The sequence below is a fragment of the Thermus composti genome, assembly GCF_014647535.1.
GTDB classification, from domain to species: Bacteria; Deinococcota; Deinococci; order Deinococcales; family Thermaceae; genus Thermus; species Thermus composti.
This window is the reverse complement of record NZ_BMPJ01000014.1, coordinates 37787-55124: the sequence shown is the minus strand read 5'-3', so window position 1 is coordinate 55124 and position 17338 is coordinate 37787. Positions and strand designations below refer to the sequence as shown.

Annotated in this window: 22 protein-coding genes and 2 tRNA genes; 10 read left to right on the top strand and 14 right to left on the bottom strand. The window is 69.3% G+C overall.

Annotated elements, in window-relative coordinates:
• The first annotated feature begins 96 nt into the window (after positions 1 to 96).
• Genes IEX93_RS07075 through IEX93_RS07065 form a run of 3 tightly spaced genes read left to right on the top strand, consistent with a single transcriptional unit; the run spans position 97 to position 1960 of the window.
• On the top strand, positions 97 to 1212 hold the full coding sequence (locus tag IEX93_RS07075; protein WP_188847516.1) for a M20 family metallopeptidase: 1116 nt from the start codon (positions 97 to 99) through the stop codon (positions 1210 to 1212).
• Positions 1209 to 1685 (top strand): YbaK/EbsC family protein, encoded by a 477-nt coding sequence (locus IEX93_RS07070; protein WP_188847515.1) that lies wholly within the window; start codon positions 1209 to 1211, stop codon positions 1683 to 1685. Before IEX93_RS07075 ends, IEX93_RS07070 begins: the two co-directional genes overlap by 4 nt.
• Entirely contained in the window at positions 1682 to 1960 is a 279-nt protein-coding gene (locus tag IEX93_RS07065) for a hypothetical protein (RefSeq protein WP_188847514.1), read from the top strand. The genes IEX93_RS07070 and IEX93_RS07065 overlap by 4 nt, the downstream gene beginning before the upstream one ends.
• Positions 1961 to 1988: 28 nt before the next feature.
• Here IEX93_RS07065 and IEX93_RS07060 read toward each other — a convergent pair whose 3' ends face one another.
• Together IEX93_RS07060 and IEX93_RS07055 are read right to left on the bottom strand one after the other, a co-directional pair.
• A complete protein-coding gene (locus IEX93_RS07060) occupies positions 1989 to 3344 on the bottom strand; it encodes an alanine/glycine:cation symporter family protein (RefSeq protein ID WP_188847513.1) in 1356 nt (451 codons plus the stop codon).
• A gap of 1 nt (position 3345) precedes the next feature.
• Entirely contained in the window at positions 3346 to 4128 is a 783-nt protein-coding gene (locus tag IEX93_RS07055; protein WP_188847512.1) for a DUF4388 domain-containing protein, read from the bottom strand.
• A gap of 55 nt (positions 4129 to 4183) precedes the next feature.
• Between IEX93_RS07055 and IEX93_RS07050 the strand changes: the two genes are divergently transcribed.
• Complete coding sequence (locus IEX93_RS07050; protein WP_188847511.1) at positions 4184 to 4876, top strand: alpha/beta hydrolase; 693 nt, start codon at positions 4184 to 4186, stop codon at positions 4874 to 4876.
• A gap of 12 nt (positions 4877 to 4888) precedes the next feature.
• Entirely contained in the window at positions 4889 to 5635 is a 747-nt protein-coding gene (locus tag IEX93_RS07045) for a ZIP family metal transporter (protein ID WP_188847510.1), read from the top strand.
• Here IEX93_RS07045 and IEX93_RS07040 read toward each other — a convergent pair.
• From IEX93_RS07040 to IEX93_RS06990, 11 genes are all read right to left on the bottom strand, one after another.
• On the bottom strand, positions 5588 to 6295 hold the full coding sequence (locus IEX93_RS07040; RefSeq protein ID WP_188847518.1) for a DNA/RNA nuclease SfsA: 708 nt from the start codon (positions 6293 to 6295) through the stop codon (positions 5588 to 5590). The genes IEX93_RS07045 and IEX93_RS07040 overlap by 48 nt on opposite strands.
• A gap of 39 nt (positions 6296 to 6334) precedes the next feature.
• Positions 6335 to 6427: transfer RNA gene (locus IEX93_RS07035), tRNA-Ser, on the bottom strand.
• 7 nt (positions 6428 to 6434) lie between these two features.
• A tRNA-Ser gene (locus tag IEX93_RS07030) sits at positions 6435 to 6525 on the bottom strand.
• Positions 6526 to 6570: 45 nt separating this feature from the next.
• Positions 6571 to 7464 carry an alpha/beta hydrolase family protein gene (locus tag IEX93_RS07025; protein ID WP_188847509.1) on the bottom strand — a complete coding sequence of 298 codons (894 nt, stop codon included), beginning with the start codon at positions 7462 to 7464 and terminating at the stop codon, positions 6571 to 6573.
• A complete protein-coding gene (locus tag IEX93_RS07020; protein WP_188847508.1) occupies positions 7461 to 8477 on the bottom strand; it encodes an acyltransferase family protein in 1017 nt (338 codons plus the stop codon). The genes IEX93_RS07025 and IEX93_RS07020 overlap by 4 nt, the downstream gene beginning before the upstream one ends.
• Before the next feature lie 10 nt (positions 8478 to 8487).
• Positions 8488 to 9891, bottom strand: a complete 1404-nt coding sequence (locus IEX93_RS07015; protein ID WP_188847507.1) for an SWIM zinc finger family protein — start codon at positions 9889 to 9891, stop codon at positions 8488 to 8490.
• A gap of 102 nt (positions 9892 to 9993) precedes the next feature.
• Positions 9994 to 10383: a hypothetical protein gene (locus tag IEX93_RS07010; protein ID WP_188847506.1), complete on the bottom strand. Its 390-nt coding sequence runs from the start codon at positions 10381 to 10383 to the stop codon at positions 9994 to 9996.
• A gap of 43 nt (positions 10384 to 10426) precedes the next feature.
• Positions 10427 to 11176, bottom strand: coding sequence for an HAD family hydrolase (locus tag IEX93_RS07005; RefSeq protein WP_268239053.1), 750 nt, complete (start codon positions 11174 to 11176; stop codon positions 10427 to 10429).
• The gene (locus IEX93_RS07000; protein ID WP_188847505.1) at positions 11177 to 11542 is read right to left on the bottom strand and encodes a hypothetical protein; all 366 of its coding nucleotides are present in this window, start codon (positions 11540 to 11542) and stop codon (positions 11177 to 11179) included. It lies immediately after the preceding gene.
• Positions 11539 to 12054, bottom strand: coding sequence for an LOG family protein (locus IEX93_RS06995; protein ID WP_188847504.1), 516 nt, complete (start codon positions 12052 to 12054; stop codon positions 11539 to 11541). Before IEX93_RS06995 ends, IEX93_RS07000 begins: the two co-directional genes overlap by 4 nt.
• Complete coding sequence (locus IEX93_RS06990; protein ID WP_188847503.1) at positions 12055 to 12489, bottom strand: universal stress protein; 435 nt, start codon at positions 12487 to 12489, stop codon at positions 12055 to 12057. It abuts the gene before it with no gap.
• A gap of 43 nt (positions 12490 to 12532) precedes the next feature.
• Between IEX93_RS06990 and rlmB the strand changes: the two genes are divergently transcribed.
• Genes rlmB through IEX93_RS06965 form a run of 5 tightly spaced genes read left to right on the top strand, consistent with a single transcriptional unit; the run spans position 12533 to position 15661 of the window.
• Positions 12533 to 13249 carry a 23S rRNA (guanosine(2251)-2'-O)-methyltransferase RlmB gene (gene rlmB / locus IEX93_RS06985; protein ID WP_188847502.1) on the top strand — a complete coding sequence of 239 codons (717 nt, stop codon included), beginning with the start codon at positions 12533 to 12535 and terminating at the stop codon, positions 13247 to 13249.
• A 4-nt stretch (positions 13250 to 13253) separates the two neighbouring features.
• A complete protein-coding gene (locus IEX93_RS06980) occupies positions 13254 to 14324 on the top strand; it encodes a M20 family metallopeptidase (RefSeq protein ID WP_188847501.1) in 1071 nt (356 codons plus the stop codon).
• Complete coding sequence (locus IEX93_RS06975; RefSeq protein WP_188847500.1) at positions 14309 to 14545, top strand: hypothetical protein; 237 nt, start codon at positions 14309 to 14311, stop codon at positions 14543 to 14545. The genes IEX93_RS06980 and IEX93_RS06975 overlap by 16 nt, the downstream gene beginning before the upstream one ends.
• Complete coding sequence (locus IEX93_RS06970; protein ID WP_188847499.1) at positions 14542 to 15450, top strand: glucokinase; 909 nt, start codon at positions 14542 to 14544, stop codon at positions 15448 to 15450. The genes IEX93_RS06975 and IEX93_RS06970 overlap by 4 nt, the downstream gene beginning before the upstream one ends.
• Complete coding sequence (locus IEX93_RS06965) at positions 15437 to 15661, top strand: DUF2905 domain-containing protein (protein WP_188847498.1); 225 nt, start codon at positions 15437 to 15439, stop codon at positions 15659 to 15661. Before IEX93_RS06970 ends, IEX93_RS06965 begins: the two co-directional genes overlap by 14 nt.
• On the opposite strand, the gene IEX93_RS06960 is transcribed toward IEX93_RS06965, so the two are convergent.
• A complete protein-coding gene (locus IEX93_RS06960) occupies positions 15629 to 17110 on the bottom strand; it encodes a hypothetical protein (RefSeq protein ID WP_229906117.1) in 1482 nt (493 codons plus the stop codon). The genes IEX93_RS06965 and IEX93_RS06960 overlap by 33 nt on opposite strands.
• Positions 17111 to 17338: the final 228 nt, after the last annotated feature.

The following is a 17338-nucleotide window of genomic DNA, read 5'->3' as shown; positions in this document are numbered from 1 at the left end:
ATGAAGTCACCCAAGAACTCTTGAAGCAGGCTAAGGGAGGGCGAGGAAGGAGTTTTGGGTAAAGCCCTGGTTTAGGCTTTGGGCCATAATGGCCCTATGGAAACCCTTGCCTGGATGAACGGGAAGCTCGCCGAGTTTCTCCGGGACCTCGAGGCCTTCGTCCGCCGGGAGTCCCCCTCGGGGAACCGGGAGGGCCTGGAGGAGGCCGCCCGCTTCCTGGAGGAGGCCTTTGGGCCCCTCGAGGGCAGGCTTTCCCGCAAGGACACGCCCCTGGGGCCCATCCTCCTCCTCCGGCGGGAGGGGGAAGGGGCCCCGGTCCTGATCCTTTGCCACTACGACACCGTCCACCCCAAGGGGAGCTTCCCGGAAACCTTCCGCCTGGAGCGGGAACGGGCGGTGGGCCCCGGGGTCTACGACATGAGGGGGGGGATCATCGCCCTCCTCTACGCCCTGCGCCACGCCGAGGCCACGGGAAGGAGGCTTCCCGCCCTCGAGGTCCTCTTCACCCCCGACGAGGAGGTGGGCTCCCCGGAAAGCCGCCCCCTCATTGAGGCCGCCGCCAAGAAGGCCCGGGCGGTGCTCGTCCTGGAGCCCCCCACCGCGGAAGGCCACCTGAAGGTGGCCCGCAAAGGGGTAGGGCTTTACCGCCTGAAGGCCATCGGCAAGGCCGCCCACCAGGGAGTGGAGCCGGAGAAGGGGGTGAACGCCATCCTGGAACTCGCCCACCAGGTCCTCAAGGTGGCGGCCCTGGAGGACCGGGAGAAGGGGACCACCCTGGGGCCAAACCGCATCCGGGGCGGCACGGCCACCAACGTGGTGGCCGAGGAGGCGGAGGTGGAGATTGACCTCAGGGCCTGGACCCTGGAGGAGGTGCGGCGGGTGGAGGAAGGGCTTAAGGCCCTAAAGCCCGTCCTCCCCGGGGCCCGGCTAGAACTCACGGGCGGCCTCAACCGCCCCCCCATGGAGCCCACGGAGGCAAGCCTCGCCCTCTTCGCCAAGGCCCGGGCCATCGGGGAAGCCCTAGGCCTCGCCCTCGAGCCCGCCCGGGTGGGCGGGGGGTCGGACGGGAACTTCACCGCCGCCCTGGGGGTGCCCACCCTGGACGGCCTGGGGCTTCTCGGGGGAGATGCCCACCAGAAGACGGAGTACGTGGTGGTGCCGGAGATCCCCCGCCGGGCGGCCCTTTTGGCCGAGCTCCTCTACGCCCTATGAGCCTCTCTCCCTCGGCCAAGCGGGTGCAAGAAGCCCTCGCCGCCCGGGGCTTCGGCCACCTAAAGGTGGTGGAGCTTCCCGCCTCCACCCGAACCGCAAAAGAAGCCGCCCAGGCGGTGGGGGCGGAGGTGGGGCAGATCGTGAAGAGCCTGGTCTTCGTGGGGGAAAAGGGGGCCTACCTCTTCCTGGTGAGCGGGAAGAACCGGCTGGACCTGGAGAAGGCCTCACGCCTAGTGGGAAGCCCCTTGCGCCGGGCCACGCCGGAGGAGGTGCGGGCCCTCACCGGCTTCGCCATCGGGGGCGTGCCCCCCGTGGGGCACGACACCCCCTTGCCCGCCTACCTGGACGAGGACCTCCTCCTTTACCCCGAGGTCTGGGCGGCCGGGGGAACCCCGAAGGCCCTTTTCCGGGCCACCCCCAAGGAGCTTCTGGCCCTCACCAAAGCCCTGGTGGCGGACCTCAAGGAGGCGTGATGTTCTTCCGCAAGGACCCCCACGTGAAGCCGGAAGGCCCCCTGGCCTTCCGGGTGCGGGTGCGCACAAGAAGCGGGGAGGTGGTGGAGCTAAGGCTTTCCAAAAGCGCCGAGATCAGCCCCACGGAGTCGGGCTACTACGTGCGCAAGGAGATCGTGGCCCCCAAGAGCCTGGACCGGGCGGTCTTGGAGATCTGGTTTGACCGCCGCTACCGCCCGGTGCGCAAGGAGGTCTCGGGGGGCGAGCTCGTGCCCATCCGGGAGTGGCGGGACTAAGCACCCCAAAGAGGGTTTGCCCCGGCGCTTAGCGGGGCGGGATCCAGGGCTCGCCCCGGAAGAAGCCGTAGACCAGCCGGCCCACCACCCCGCCCAAAAGGACCAGGCCCAGGAGGTTGGGGAGGGCCATGAGGCCGTTTAGGGTGTCGGAGATGGCCAGGAAGGCCTCGAGGCCCCCAAGGGGCCCCACGAAGGCGAGGGTGGCGAAGGCGAGCCGGTAGGGCCAGCGCACCCCCTCCCCCAGGAGGAAGGCCGCCGCCTCCTCCCCGTAAAACCCCCAGGAGACCATGGTGCCCAAGGCGAAGACCGCCACAGTGAGGGCGAGGACCACCCCGCCCAAGGGGTGGGACTGGAAGAGGGCCTGGGCGGCCTCGGCGGCGCCACCTCCCTGGCGCCAAAGCCCGGAGGCGAGGAAGGCGAGGGCGGTGAGGGAGGTCACCAAAAAGCTCACGAGCATCTCCGCCACCCCCCAGAACCCCTGGCGCACGGGGTGGTCCACCTGGGCCTGGGCGTGGGCGATGGCCGCCGAGCCCAGCCCCGCCTCGTTGGCGAAGATGCCCCGGCCAAGCCCGGCGTTGAGGGCGGCGAAGAGGCTATAGCCCGCCGCCCCCCCCAAGGCCGCCTCCGGGGTGAAGGCCGCCTGAAAGACCAGGGCCAAGGCCTGGGGGATCTGCCCGCCGTAGAGGATCAAAAGCGGCCCGACGGCCACCAGGAAAAGGAGGAGCTTCAAGGGCACCACCACCTGGGCGAAGCGGGCCACCCAGACGATCCCCCCGCCCAGGACCACCCCCACCAGAAGGGCCAGGAAGAGGCCCACCAGGGCGGGCGGCGCCCCCAAGGGGGCCAAGGCCCCGCCCACCGCCCCCGCCTGGGAGAGGTTGCCGATGCCGAAGGCGGCGATGGCGGCGAAGAAGGCGAAGAGGTGGCCCAAAAAACGAAGCCGGGGAAGCCCCCGGGAAAGGTAGTACATGGGCCCGCCGGAGACCGAGCCGTCAGCGAAGCGGCGGCGGAAGTGGACCGCCAGGGTGGCCTCGGCGAACTTGGTCCCGGTGCCGAAGAAGTACCCCATCCACATCCAGAAGACCGCCCCCGGCCCCCCCAAAAGCACCGCCGAAAGCATCCCCAAAAGGTGGCCCGTGCCCAAGGTGGCGGAGAGGGCCACCATGGTGGCCTGGTAGGGGGTGATCTGGCCCCCAAAGGCATAGGCCCGCTCCCGCAAAGCCCCGAAGGTCTCGCTAAAGGTCACCCGCATCATCCGGAGGGGAGCGTGGAACCAGCGGATCTGGAAAACAACCAGATAAATCCCCACCAGAAGGTAAACAAGCTTCGCAGGAAAACCATAGACAACCCGGTTAAGGTGCTCGTTGAGCGCCAGGATATCCATGCTAGACCTCCGGCACCACCCTTACCCTATCCCCCCGCCGCAGGCGGAGGCGCCTCAGGTCCTCCTCCAAAAGGCCAAGCCGCCCCGGGATCTGGGGCCTGGGGCGGACCTCGATGCCCACCTCCTTGTCCAAAAGCTTAAGGCGGAAGGCGTGGCGGATCGCCCGGGCCCACTCCCCGTAGAGGCCCTCGTCCACGTAGGCCACCCCGGAACCCGCCCCGTAGATGGGAAGGACGAGGAGCTCCGTTGGCGGAAGGTCCACCTTGGGAACCGCCTCCAAAGCCCCCATCTGCAAAAGGGTGTGCAGGACCCGGGCCAGGCGCAAGACCCCGGGGGCCACCAGGACCTCGGCGATGCGCTTCCCCTCCACCTGGGTGAGGACCCCCAAGGACTCGGCGCCCAGCTCCACCTCCTTCCCCTCCCGGGGAAGCCTAAGGGCATACCCCCAGTCTGGCGGCAAGGCCAGGCCCTCCCACGCCGACTGGGCCTGGGCCAAGCGGGCGGGCACGGCGAGGCCCCCAAGGAGGGTGGCGTGGGGGGGAAGGACCTCGGGCTCAAAGGCGAAGGGGGCCCGCTTGAGGCCCACCAGAAGGTCCAGGGCCTCCTCGCCCTCCAGGGAACGCCCCCCAGTCCGCACCGCGGCGTGGACCACCTGCCCCCCCTGCAGGTACACCTCGGCCTCCAGAAAAAGGGGGGTTATCCTAAGCCGCCCGGTGCGCCCGGCGTTCATCAAAGCGCCCACAAGGGAGGGGAAAGGAAACTCGGCGAGGTTTCCCGCAAGCATTCCCCTCCTTTTTATCACGCCTCCCCCAGGCCGTCCAGGCAGGGTATTTTGGGGTATGCACCTCCTGCTCCTGCACGGCTTCACCTCCCACCCCGTCCTCACCCTGGGCCCCCTGCCCGGGGTCCTAAGGGAAGCGGGCTTTTCCGTGGTCCAGCCCGCCCTGCCCGGCCACGGCACGAGGCCCGAGGACCTCCTCGAGGTGCGCTTTGAAGACTGGCTCCGGGTAGCGGAAAAGGCCTACCTGGATCTTCCCGAGCCCCGGGGGGTGGTGGGGCTTTCCATGGGGGGGCTACTGGCCGCCCACCTGGCGGCCCGCCACCCCACCAAGGCCCTGGTGGCTCTGGCCCCCGCCTTCGCCCTGAAAAACCCCCTGGCCCCCTTAGCGCCCTACCTTTACTGGCTCATCCCCCGCTTCCCCGGCCCCCCGTCCATTGAGGACCCGGCCCTCCGGCGGCAAAACCCCAACTACCCCTACTTCCCCACCCGGGCCGTCCGGGAACTCCTCGCCCTCATCCACCAAACCCCGGAGGTCCTCCCCCGGGTAAAGGCCCCGGCCCTGGTGGTGGAGGCAGGGAAGGACCGGGTGGTGAAGGGGGTGCGCCGCTACTACGAGCTTCTCGGAAGCCCGAAGAAGGCCTACCGGGTCTTCCCCCAAAGCGGCCACGACCTCCTCCTGGACCGGGACCGGGAGGCGGTGGCCCAGGCGGTGCGCGACTGGCTTATTGCAACCAGTAATCACTTGCAATAAGATGGAAGGGGTATGGAGGCCTTACCCGTCTCCCCCTTTAGCGTTTTCCTCTACGCCCTGCTCACCGCGGTGGCCACCGGGCTAGGGGCCCTTCCCTTCCTCTTCACCCGGGGAATTCCCCGGAGGTACCTGGGCCTGGCCAACGCCGCCGCTGCCGGGCTCATGGTGGCCGCAAGCTTCGGCCTCATCTACGAGGGGGTGGGCTATAGCCTCGGGCGCACCCTCCTCGGGGTGGGGCTAGGCCTCGCCTTCATCCTCCTTTCCCACCGGTATTTGGAGGGCCGGGAGGTAAGCTTCGGCGACCTCAAAGGCCTGGACGCCCGCAAGGCCCTCATGATCGTGGGCATCATGACCCTCCACTCCTTCGCCGAGGGCGTGGGGGTGGGGGTGGCCTTCGGGGGGGGTGAGGCTTTGGGAGTCTTCATCACCCTGGCCATCGCCGTGCACAACATCCCCGAGGGGCTCGCCATTAGCCTCGTCCTCATCCCCCGGGGGGTGAGCGTGGCGGGGGCCGCTTTTTGGAGCGTCTTCTCCAGCCTGCCCCAGCCCCTCATGGCCGTGCCCGCCTTCTTGTTGGTGGAGCTCTTTAAGCCCGTCCTCCCCGTGGGGCTCGGTTTCGCCGCCGGGGCCATGATCTGGATGGCGGTGGCCGAGATCCTGCCCGACGCTCTAAAAGAGGCCGAGGCGGACAGGGTGGCCACGGTGCTCACCCTAGCCGCCGCCCTGATGGTGGCCTTCCAGATCCTCCTCGGGGGGTAGCCAGACCCAGGGCAAGGGGGCTTCCACCGCCAAGGCCTCCAAGGATGGCCGCACCCGGAAGGCAAGAAGCCTAACCCCCGCCCCTTCCGCCTCCCGGGCCGCCTGGTAGAGGGCGCGATCCTTAGGGTCCAGGGCGAAGGCCTCGGCCAGGGGGTGCTGCACCAACCAGACGGCGTAGGCCCCGTAGCCCTCCCGGGCCAGGGCGGCGAGAAGCCGGAGGTGGCGCGCCCCCCTTGGGGTGGGGGCGTCGGGGAAAAGGGCTAAGGTGCCCTCCAATCGGTTGGCGTTTTTGGCCTCCAGGAAGGCTTCCCTTCCCCCAAGCCGGGCCCAGAAGTCTAGCCTCTCCCCCCCGATCCGCACCTCCCGCCTAAGCTCCTGGCAGGGTCCCAAGACCCCCTCCCGCAGGAGGAGCTCCAAAAGGGGGCCCGCCAGGCCCGCGTCCACCCCCACCCAGACCCCCCGGCTTTCCACCAGGAGGAGGCGCCCCAGGGTCTTGGGGGTGGGCTTGGGGTGGTACCAGCAAAAGGCCCCGGGCCGGAGGAGCTCCGTTAGGCGCCCGGAGTTGGCGAGGTGCAAGGGCCCCACGTCCGCTTCCACCAAAAAGCGGTTCTTGCGCCTTAGGAAGCGGCAGGGCCTCGAGGGGGGCAAGGGAAGGGCGATCACGGGAAAAGGATACGCCCGGCCCTTAGGCCGGGCCCTTGGCGGAGAGGGCGGGATTCGAACCCGCGGCACCGGTTATCCCGGTGCAACACCTTAGCAGGGTGCCGCCTTAGACCACTCGGCCACCTCTCCAAGCCCTTGGCGGAGGGTGAGGGATTCGAACCCCCGGTGGGCCCAAAGCCCACAGCGGTTTTCAAGACCGCCGCCTTCAACCGCTCGGCCAACCCTCCAAGGTATGGCCGCAAGCCTTACTATGCGGCAAAGCCCCCTTTCTGTCAAGGCCGAAGCCAAAACAAGATCAACCGCTCCACCCAAGCCTCCATGGCGGGCACCACCGCGTGGTGCAGGTCGGGGAAAAGGATCAGGTGGTCCTCCCCCCAAGGGCCAAACCCAGTGGGCCGAAGGCAGGCCCGCCCCTTGGTGAGGGGCCCTGTCCAGGGGGTCCCCTCCCGGGTCAAGGCCACCTGGTAGACCCGGCGCCCCGCCCCTTCCCGCACGTCCCTGAGGCGGCAGGCCTGGTCCGGGGGGATCAGGGGGTCGTTGCCCGCCTGGAAGACCCACAGGGGGGCCCGCAGGCGGGCGGCCTCCGGCAGGGGGCTTTGACGGGCGTAGCAGGCGGGGCACTCCTCGGGCAGACCGCCGAAGACCTCCCGCCAGCGCTCCAGGGCCTCGGGGCGGCTTCGCCGGAGAAGGGCTACCTGCTCGGCGAAATCCACGGGGCCGATGACGAAGGCCACACCCCGGGACGCCCCTTCCCGGGCCGCCGCCTTCAGGGCCACGCAGGCCCCCAAGGAATAGCCGGCGTAGGCGTGCCGAACCACCCCCAGGCGGGGCAGAAGGCGGGCCAGCTGGGCCACGTCCTCCGCCTCTTCCAGGCAGCCCGTGACCCTTCCCCCGCTCTTCCCCCGGCCCCGCAGGTGGGGCACCGCGGCCAGGAGGCCCTTGGCCGCATACCGGCGGCACCGCTCCCTCATGCTCCCCGTGGGCGGGCCAAACCCCCCCGGCACCAGGAGCACCGCCGCCCGGGCCGCGCCCTGGGGACGGCAAAGCTCGGCGTAAAGGGGCACCCCATCCCGGAGGTACCGGATGCCCGAGCCCTCGAGGCGGAAGGAAGGGGCTTCCCCAAGCCCCAGCACCCCGAGAAAAAGGAGGAGCCAAAGCCGCCTCATCGCCCGAAGACCCACCGGGAAGCGCCTACCCGGGAAAGGAAGTGGGCCAGGAAAAGGGGCAGGGCCAGGGCCAAGAGGTAGTAGGCCAAAAAGGCAGGTTTGAGGCCCAAGGGCTCGGGGAAATCAGGGTACTTCTCCAAAAGCCGCACCACCATGGGGTGGACCAGGTAGATCTGCAAGGAATAGCGTCCCAGAAAGGCCAGGAAAGGCCGGAGGCGGCTTTGGTCCAGCCGGCGGGCGAGGAGGAAGAGGAGAAAGGCCATCCCCGAGGTGTAGATCCAGTGGAAGGCCTGGTAGTGGAAGGTGTCTACCCGAAGGCCCTGGAGGACGGCCAGGGCCAAGGGCAGATACCCCCCAAGCCCCACCCCCACGAGGAGGAGGGAAAGGGGCCAAAGGCGGAGGATCTGGGGAAGGCGTTCCAGGCGGCTTGCCAGGTAAAGCCCGAGGGCGATGGCGGGAAGGTACCAAAGGACAAAGCTTCCCGGGTAGGGCAGGAAGCGGTAGGCCCGGTTCAGGAAGTAAAGGGCCAGGGTCCCCCCCACGCCCAAGAGGAGGAACCAGGCCCCGTGGGGCCGCCTGAAGAGAAGGGGGCGGAAAAGGGGAAGGAGGAGGGCGAGCTGCAGGGCTACGGCCAAAAAGTAAAGGTGGAAGTAGGCCTTCCCCCAAAGGAGCTGGTGAGGAAGGCGCTCCGGCTGGAAGGCCCCCGTGTCCCAGTAGCGGAAAAGGAGGTAGATCCCGCTCCAGAGGAGGTAGGGCCAAAGGAGCCTTAGGGCGCGGTTTTCCAGGTAGCGCCCCAAGCGAAACTCCCGGTAGAAGCTCGCCCCGATCACGAAGGCGGTGAGGAAGAGAAAGGCGGGGACGGCGAAGTGGAGGGTCCGGTTCACCGCCGCAAGGAAGAGCCACTCGGGGCTTCCCTGGGGCAACTCCCGCAGGAAGCGGCCCGAGACGTGGTGCAGGACCACCTCGAGGATGGCAAGCCCCCGGAAGACCTCCACCCAGGAGAAGCGCTCCACCCCCCCATTCTTACCCAAGCAAGGGGGAAAGCTCCTCCTTTAGGGTGTACCGCCTAGGGTAGGCCCGGACCAAGCCCCAGGCCGCCTCCCGGGCCGCCTTGGGGTCCAGGCGGGCCGCCCTTTGCAAAAGCTCCGCCGCCTCCCGGTAGCGGGCCCTCCCCCCCGCCTCCACGAGCCCCTCCGCCGCCCGGAGGTAAAGGCGCAAGGCCTCCTGGGGAAGCTTTTCCTCCAGGACCTCGGCGAGGGCGGGGTAGGCCCAAGGGGGGGCCCGTTTGAGGAGGCGGTCCAAGGCCTTCCAGTCTTCCTCCAGGAGGTGGATGCGGGCGAGGAGCACGGGGTCTTGCACCTGGCGGAGAAGCCCCGGCCTCTCCTCGGCGAAGCCCCGGCCCAGCTTGGCCTTGAGGGCCAGATAGTCCTCGAGGTTCGGCCATAGGCGAAAGCGGGCCCGGTGGTCCTCCACCCTACCCCGGTGGGCCACGAGGAGGTCCAGGAGGGGAAGGAGCCTCGGGTCCTTGCCGAACCAGGCCACGGCCTCCTCGGCGTAGCGGAGGGCCTCTTCCGTGCACCCCAAGGCCAAAAGGCGCTCCACGAAGGCCAGGTAGTCCTCCACCCCTTCAAGCCCCTCCCGCAAGACCCCTAGGGCCTCCTCCACCCGCCCGAGCCGGAAGAGGAGCTCGGCCTTTAGGCCCCGCTTCAGGGGGTCCTTTCCCCCAAGGAGGGCGAGGGCCTTTTCCGGCTCCTTTTCCCCCAGGGCCAAGAAGGCCTCCCCCAGGGCCTCAAAGGGGTGGCGGAGGTAAAGCTTGAGGAGGAAGGAAAGGTCTCCCCCAAGGGCCCTATAGCGCTCCAAGACCGGGCCCAGGTAAGGCCCGGGGTCAAAGGGGGCCTCGAGGAGGGCCTTCAAGAGGGCCTCCACCTCCTCCTTCCCCGCCTGGGGAAGCCTGAGGAGAAGGCCTTTTAGCTCCTCCTCCCCCCCGCCCAGGCGGAAGGCCTGCGCTAGGCGCCTCACCCCCTCCAAAAAGGCCTCCTTGGGGGCAAGGAGTTCCTTGAGGAGGAAGGCCACCTCGGGGAGGGTAGCAAGCCGCAGGAGAAACTCCTTGGCCTCCTCGGGGGAAAGGGCCTCGAGGCGCGGCCTAAGGTCCTCGGGGCGCCTTTCCAAATAGGCGTAGAGGAGGGCGGCGGCGTGCTTGCAGGGGAAGGCGGGGTAGGGGCAGTCGCACCGCCCGCTAAGCCCGGGCCCCACCTCCACCCGGTAGGGCCTGGGTTCCGAGCCCTGCACCTCCCCAAGAAGCCTCTCCCCCACCCGGAAGACCCGCCTTACCCGCCCCTCCCTTGCGTAGGCCAGGCCCCGGCGCAGGACCTCCTCGGGGAAATAGGGGGCGAAGTCCTCCTCGGACCGGGGAGGGAAAGGGGCCACGGGTCCAGTCTAGGCCACGGCCTTCCGGAGTAGAAGCCTTGGGAAAGCCCACCCAAGCGCCCCAAAGAGGGTCCTGGGGCGGGACCTCGGCGAGGGCGACGCCTAAAGCCGCAAGAGGGGGCGGAACCAGGGAATGGAAAGGAGGAGGGCAAGAAGGGCCAGGGCGAAAAGAAGCCGCGCCCTGGGCTTTTGCCTGCGGGCCTGGGCGAGCCCGGCGTGGGCCAGCCCCAGGGCCACAAGCCCCCCCACCCAGTGCTCCGCCACGAAGAAGCGGGCCTCGCCCCCCGCCCGCATGGCCTCCCCCATGGCGGAAAGGAGGCCCTGGAAAAAGGGGCTCACGAAGGCGAGAAGGACCCCAAGCCCCACCTGCAGGGTGAGGGTGTGGGCGAAGAAAGCCCCGGGCCGGGCCTCGGGCCTAAGGAGGGCCCAAAGGCCGAAGAGGAGCACCAGCCAACGCACCCAGCTGTGGAGGAAAAGGAGGGCCTCGTACATGGGGAAAGCCTACCGGCCGGGCCGGGGAGGTTCAAGAAACGGATCACAAAAGGGCCAGGGCCTCCCTCAGGTCCCTCACCTCCAGGTGGGCGGGGTAGCGGGGGTCGGGCTCGCGGAAGCCCCGGTCCACGAAGACCGCCCTAAGTCCCGCCTCCAAGGCCCCCCGGATGTCCCTTTGGGGGTTGTCCCCCACCATGACCGCCGCCTCCGGCCCCGCGCCAAAGGGGCAGAGGGCCATGCGGAAGAGCCTGGGGTCGGGCTTGCCCAGGCCCACCTCCCCGGAGACCAGGGTGAGGTCAAAGGCCTCTGAAAGCCCCGCCCCCGCAAGCTTCTCCCGCTGCAGGTCCGGCACCCCGTTGGTGAGGAGGACCAGGTGGGCCCCCTTTTCCCGCAAGGCCTCCAAAAAGTCCGGTACCTCGGGGAAGAGGGGAAAGCGGCGCCGCTCGGAAAAGAAGGCCTCGGCCAGGGCCCGCGCCCGCTCTATAGGGCCCCCCAGAAGGGCCAGGGCCTCCCGGAAGACCCGCTCCCGGAAGGGCCAGGCCCAGTCCGCCAGGGCCTCGAGGCCCGGGGTGGAGTACCGGGCCCAGAGGGCCTCCAGGGCCGAGTGGCCGATCCTTTCCGCCCACGGGTAGAAGGGGGCCTCCCGGAAGAGGGCCTCGGCCCGCTCCCGCACCGCCAGGAAAAGCCCCTCCACCCCCACTTCCCTTCCCAAGGCCTCCAGGACCTCCCGGCTCACCCCGTGGTCCATAAGGAGGGTGTCGTCCAGGTCTAAAAGCCAGACCCTCGCCCCCACCTACCCCTCCCGCACCAAAACCGGGTTCTCCCCCGGGTCAAAGAGGAGGAGGAAGTCCTCGGCCTCCCGGAAGGCCAGGCCGTACTTGGCCAGGCGGAGCTTCTCGTGGTCCAGGCTTTCCACCCAAAGGACGAGCCGCCCTTCCTCCCAGGAAAGCCGGGCGAAACCCTGGCCCTCGGGGCGGGGCCGGGAAGGCCCCTTTTCCACACCCCCCCCACCGGGCTTGAGGAGAAGGAGGGGGCCTTCCATAGGGGCCAAGAGGGCCTCCTTCCCGGGGATGAGCTCCTCCAGGAAAAGGCCCAGGGCCTGGTAGAAGCTCGCCCCCTGGCCCAGGTCCGGCACGTAGACCAAAAGGGTCTCCCTCATAGGCTCCTTAGGAAGCGGCGCAGGTCCTCCTCGTCGGCCACCACCTGGAGGAGGGCCAGGTCCTCGGGGGCGATCTCCCCGTGGGCCTTGAGTAGATCAAGCCAGTAGGGGTCCACGGCCAGGGGCCTTCCCAGGCCCCGCCTCAGGTAAAGGAGGTTCCAGGCCAAAAGGAGCTCGGCCAGGGTCCCCACCCCCCCGGGCAGGGCCAGGTACCCCGCCCCCAGGTCCAAAAGGCGGCCGATCCGCTCGGGGAGGCTATGGGAGGGAAGCTCCAGGTCCACGTAAGGGTTCGGGCCCTTCCGCTCGGGGAAGAGGGCGGGGGCGGTCACCCCCACCACCAGCCCCCCCTTGGCCTTCACCCCCTTGGCCAGGGCCTCCATCCCCCCCTGGTACCCCCCCGAGGCCAAGCCAAACCCCTCCTCGGCCAGCACCTCTCCGTAGCGGACAAGCCGGGCGTAAAGGGGATCCCCCGGGGAGAGACGCGAGGAGACGAAGACGCTAAGAAAGCGCATCTAGCGGCAGCGCACCACCAGGACGGGGACGGAGACCCGGTGCAAGACCCCTTCCGTCACCGAGCCCAAGAGGAGCTTATCCAGGCCCGTCCGCCCGTGGGTGCCCATGACCACCAGGTCAAAACCCCGGGCGGCCTCCACGATGGTGGGAATGGGGGTCCCCTCCTTCACCTCCCCCGTGGCCTCCACGCCCTTCTTCCGGGCCAGCTCCAAGGCCTTCCCGATGGCCTCCTCCCCCGCCTTCCTGAGGTCTTCCAAAAGCTCCAGGCCGTAGGGAACGCTCTCCGGGGCGATCCAGATGGCCTGGGCGGGGTTTTCCAGGACGTAGAGGAAGTGGACCTTGGCCCCTAGGGCCTTGGCCAGGTCCAGGCCGTGTTCCAGGGCCTGGAAGCTACAGGGGCTCCCGTCCGTGGGCATGAGGATCCGCTGGTACATACAAGGCCTCCTTCCCCCTCATCATAAGGCGTAGACTCGGGCCATGTGGATCTACGGGAGGAACCCGGTCCTCGAGGCCGTCCGGGAAGGCCGGGCCCAAAGGGTCCTGGTGGCCAAGGGGGTGGAGGCCTGGCTCATCCGGGAGCTGGAGCGGCTTGGGGCCCCCTTGGAACTGGTCCCCCGGATCGCCCTGGACACCCTCCTCCGCACCACCCACCACCAGGGGGTGGCGGCGGAGGTGGAAGAACCCCCTTACGCCACCTTAGAAGACGCCCTGGCCCTGGCGGAAGCCCGCAAGGAGGCGCCCCTCCTCGTGGCCCTGGACGGGATCACCGACCCCCGGAACTACGGGGCCATGATCCGGAGCGCCCTGGCCCTGGGGGCCCACGGGGTGGTCTCGGAGGAACGGCGGGCCGCCCCCCTTTCCCCCCTGGCCTTAAAGGCCAGCGCCGGGGCCGCCCTGAAGCTTCCCTTGGTCAAGGTGAAGAACCTGCCCCGGGCCCTAAAGGAGCTGAAGGAGCGGGGGCTTTGGGTCTACGGCCTGGACGTCCGCGGGGAGAAGGCCCCTTGGGAGCTGGACTTCAAGCGGCCCCTGGTCCTGGTGGTGGGCTCGGAAGGAGAAGGGATGCGGAGGCTCGTCCGGGAAAGCTGCGACGAGCTTTTCCGGATCCCCATCCGGCCCGAGGCCGAGTCCCTGAACGCCTCCGTGGCCCTGGGGATCGCCCTCTACCAGGCCGGGCTCCTTCGGGGTGTAGGATAGGGGCGTGGACTGGGTAAGGCTCCTTTCCCGCCTCCTCCAGGCGGAAAGCCTCCCCGGGCAGGAAGGGGAGGCGGCCGCCCTCCTCCTCGAGGCCTTAAAGGGCCTCGGGCTTCCCGCCTGGCTGGACGAGGCGGGCAACGTGGAGGCCCTCCTCGGGGAGCGGGAGCCCGAGGTGGTCCTGGCGGGCCACCTGGACGTGGTCCCCGTGGGGGACCTAAGCCACTGGCCTTACCCCCAGGGCCACCTGGCCCAAGGGGCCCTCTGGGGCCGGGGGGCGGTGGACATGAAAGGCCCCCTGGTGGCCATGCTCCTGGCCCTGGAAGCGCTTTCCCAAAAGCCCCTCAAGGGCCGGGTGCGCTTTTTGGCGGCGGTGCAGGAGGAGGTGGGGGGCCTGGGAAGCCGCTTCGCCGCCGAAAGGCTTTCCCCCCTGGCCTTCGTCCTGGGGGAGCCCTCTGGGGGGAGGCTCATGCGGGGGCACCGGGGCCGGGCCGAGGTCTGGGTGGACCTGGAGGGGGAGGAGGCCCACGCCGCCCTCGCCGGGCCGGAAAACCCCCTCTTTGACCTGGGGGAGTACCTCCTCGCCCTAAGGGACCTTCCCGTGGGCCCGGGCCTCAAGCTCACCCCCACCCGGGTGGCCAGTTACCCCGCCGCCACCAACCAGACCCCGGGGGTGGTGCGGCTTTACCTGGACGTGCGCTACGAGCCCGAGGCGGACCTCGAGGCCCTTTTGGAACGGCTCAAGACCCTGGGCCCCGCCTCGGTCTACATCCCCGAGGAGGAGCGGGCCTCGGGGGAGGTGCGCCTTAGGATCCCCGCCCTCTGGCCCCCCTACCGCCTCCCCGAGGACCACCCCCTCTTGCGGGTGGCCCTAAAGGCCTTGGGCCAGGAAAGGGCGGGCCTATGGCCCTTCACCACCGACGCCCCCTACCTGGGGACCAAGGCCCCGGTCCTGGGCTACGGGCCGGGGGACCCCGCCTTGGCCCACACCCCCAAGGAGCACATCCCCCTGGCCGAGGTGGAGGCCGCGGGAAAGGCCTATGCCCAGCTGGTGGAGGCCCTATGGAACGCCGCTTAGTGGCCGGAACTCTCTACCGCAGGCTCCTCACCGCCCCCAGGCCCGTGGCCGAGGGGCTCAAGGCGCGCCTTATGGCCCGGGGCATCCCCGTCCTTCTGGAAAGCCCCTTCGGGGAGCTTCCCGAGGCCGCCTTGGGCACCTACATGGGGGACGTGAGCCTCTTCGTGCCCGAGGCCTTTTGGGGCGAGGCGGAGGCAGTTTTGGAGGAGGAGGTGCCATGAGGGTGGTGGGCCTGGACCTGGGCGGCACCAAGATCGCCGCCGGGGTTTTTGACGGGGAAAGGCTCCTTTCCAAGGTGGTCCTCCCCACCCCCAAGGAGGGGGGGAGGGCGGTGGTGGAGGCCCTGGCGGAGGCCGCCAAGCGGGCCGAGGCAGAGGCCGGGGTGGAGGCCCAGGCCATCGGCCTCGGGACCCCGGGGCCTTTGGACTTCCGCCAAGGGGTCATCCGCTTCACCCCCAACATCCCGGGCCTCGAGGACTTCCCCATCCAAAGGCTTCTAGAGGAGGCCACGGGAAAGCCCGTCTACCTGGAAAACGACGCCAACGCCGCTGCCCTAGCGGAGCACCACCTGGGGGCGGCCAAGGGGGAGAGGAGTTCCCTCTACCTCACGGTCTCCACCGGGATCGGAGGGGGCGTGGTCCTCTGGGGAAGGGTGCTAAGGGGGGAGCGGGGGCAAGGAGGGGAGCTGGGCCACATGACCCTGCTCCCCGGGGGGCCCGCCTGCGGGTGCGGGCTGGAGGGGTGCCTCGAGGCCCTGGCGGCGGGGCGGGCCCTGGAGAGGGAGGCGGCCTACGCCTTCCAGCGCCCCGTCTCCACCCAGGAGCTCTTCCGCCTTTTCCAGGAGGGGGACCCCAAGGCCCGGCGCATCCTCCTCCAGGGGGCGCGGTACGTGGGCGTGGGCCTCGCCAGCCTGGTCAAGGCCTTTGACCCGGGGGCGGTGGTGGTGGGGGGAGGCCTGGCCCTAAACGCCCCCGAGGCCTACTGGCAGGCGCTGGAAGAGGCCTTTCGCCACTACCTCGAGGGCTGGGAACGCCCCCCTTTGCGCAAGGCCCTCCTGGGGGGCGAGGCCGGGCTTTTGGGGGCGGCCCTCACCGCCTTTTTGGAGGTGCGGGATGGAGGTGGGTAAACTTCTCCTCTACCTGGGGCTTTTCCTGGCGGTCCTGGGGCTTCTCCTCCTCTTTTTCCCCAAGCTCTTCGCCTGGTTCGGCCACCTGCCGGGGGATATCCGCATAGAGCGGGAGGGGCTTAGGGTGTACATCCCCATCACCTCGGCCCTCCTCCTCTCCTTGCTCCTCTCCCTTCTCTTAAACCTTTTGGGCCTCCTCCTCAGGCGGTAAGGCCCAAAGGGCCTCCTCTCCCTCCTCCAGCCGGTAGGCGCCAAGGGTGAACTCCACCACCCCGAGGCCCCTGAAGCCGAGCCGGAAAGGCCCCGCAGGCACCCGGAGCCTTAGGGCGAAGGCCCCTTCTCCCAAGGCCAGCCAACCCTCCCGCCCCCCGGACCTAAGGCCCAGGTAAAGCGCCCCGTCCTCCGGGGCCCAGGCCTCTCCCCGGACCTCCCAAAGGGCCTCCTCGCCCAAGGAAGGCACCGCAAGCCAAGGGTTCTCTCCCGGGTTCAGGAGGGCCACCGCCCACCCCTCCCCCAAGGGGTCCACCCCCTTCCCTTCCGGGGGGAGGGAAGCCCGTTCCCGTCCCCGCCTCCCCCGGAGGAGCACCAGGGAGGGCCTGGGAAGGGCGCCTCGAGGAAGCAAGCCTTGAAGCCTCTCCCAGACCCGCTCCCTTTCCCCAGGGGGCAAGGCGGTGGCCAGAAGGCGCCTTTCCGCCTCCTGGGCGAAACGGTACCCGCGGCCCGGGTCGTAGACCAACCACCCCTTGCGCTCCAAAGCGGCCAGATGGGGTGCGGCCTCCAAAGCCTCCGCCACCTCCCGGGAAAAGAAGCCCGGCACCTGGGCCAACCGCTCCAGGGCCTCCCGGGCGGGCTTAGGGAGGAGCCGGGCGAAAAGCTCCAGCTGGGCCAAGGGACGCCTTGGGGTCTTGGGGGCGCTTAGGAACTCGGGAAGCCACTCGGGCTGGCCGCCGGAGAGGAAGTAGGCCCCGGCGGCCTGGGAAAAAGGGAGGCCTTGCAACCAGGCCTTCCGGGCCTCGGCCCAGGTGAGGGGGGGAAGGTCCACCACCCAGGTCCGCTCCGCCCCGTACCGGGCCCTGAGTTCCAGGAAAAAGCGGGGCTCCTCCCCCGGCAGGAGCCAGAGGACCAAAAGGGCCCGGCCCCGCAAAAGGGTTTCCAGATCCTCCTCGGGATAGGGGGGCTCCAGGTAAACAAGCCCCGTGGAATGAGGTCTCGGGCGGTAGGGAAGGTCCCGCCTCCGGGCCAGCTCCTGGGCCACCCCCTGCGCCCCCGAGCCCAGCCTCCCCCGGAGGACGAGAAGCCCCGGGGGGGCCATGCCCTCCAAGGCCTCCAAAAGGGCCTCCCGCCCGCAGGGCTTGGGGGCCTCCAGGGCCATCCTCACCCCCTGGACCCACTCCTCCAGGCCCCCCACGGCCTCCAGGCCCCCAAGCGCCTCCCCCTGCCCCTCCTTCAGGAGGAGGATCCAGGGGGGCAGGACCAAGGGGTCCTGGCCTTTGGGAAAGGGGGGGCGGCCCAAGGCCTGGGCCAGGCGGTGGAGTTCCACCCGGAGGTTCTGCAAAGAGGCGGCGTGGCCATAAAGGAGATCCGCCAGCCGCATGCGGGAGGTGGGCCCCTCGAGGGCCAGGTAGTAAAGCAGGGCCAACCCCTTCCGAGAAAGGGGCACCTCCTTCCCCTCGCCAAGCAACCGGGCCTTTCCAAAAAGGGGGAGGACGTAACGGGGATCGTTAAGGGGACGTTTCCACCCGTTACCCACGATGGCTTAAGCTTAGCGCAGGTTCCTTTTTTTTGGAAGAGCCAAGGCCCTGGGTTGTAACGCCGCCGCAACGCCCCCCTGGCTAGGGTGAGAGGGTCCTAAGAGGCCACCACCTCTGGGCTTGCCTTGCAAAGGTCA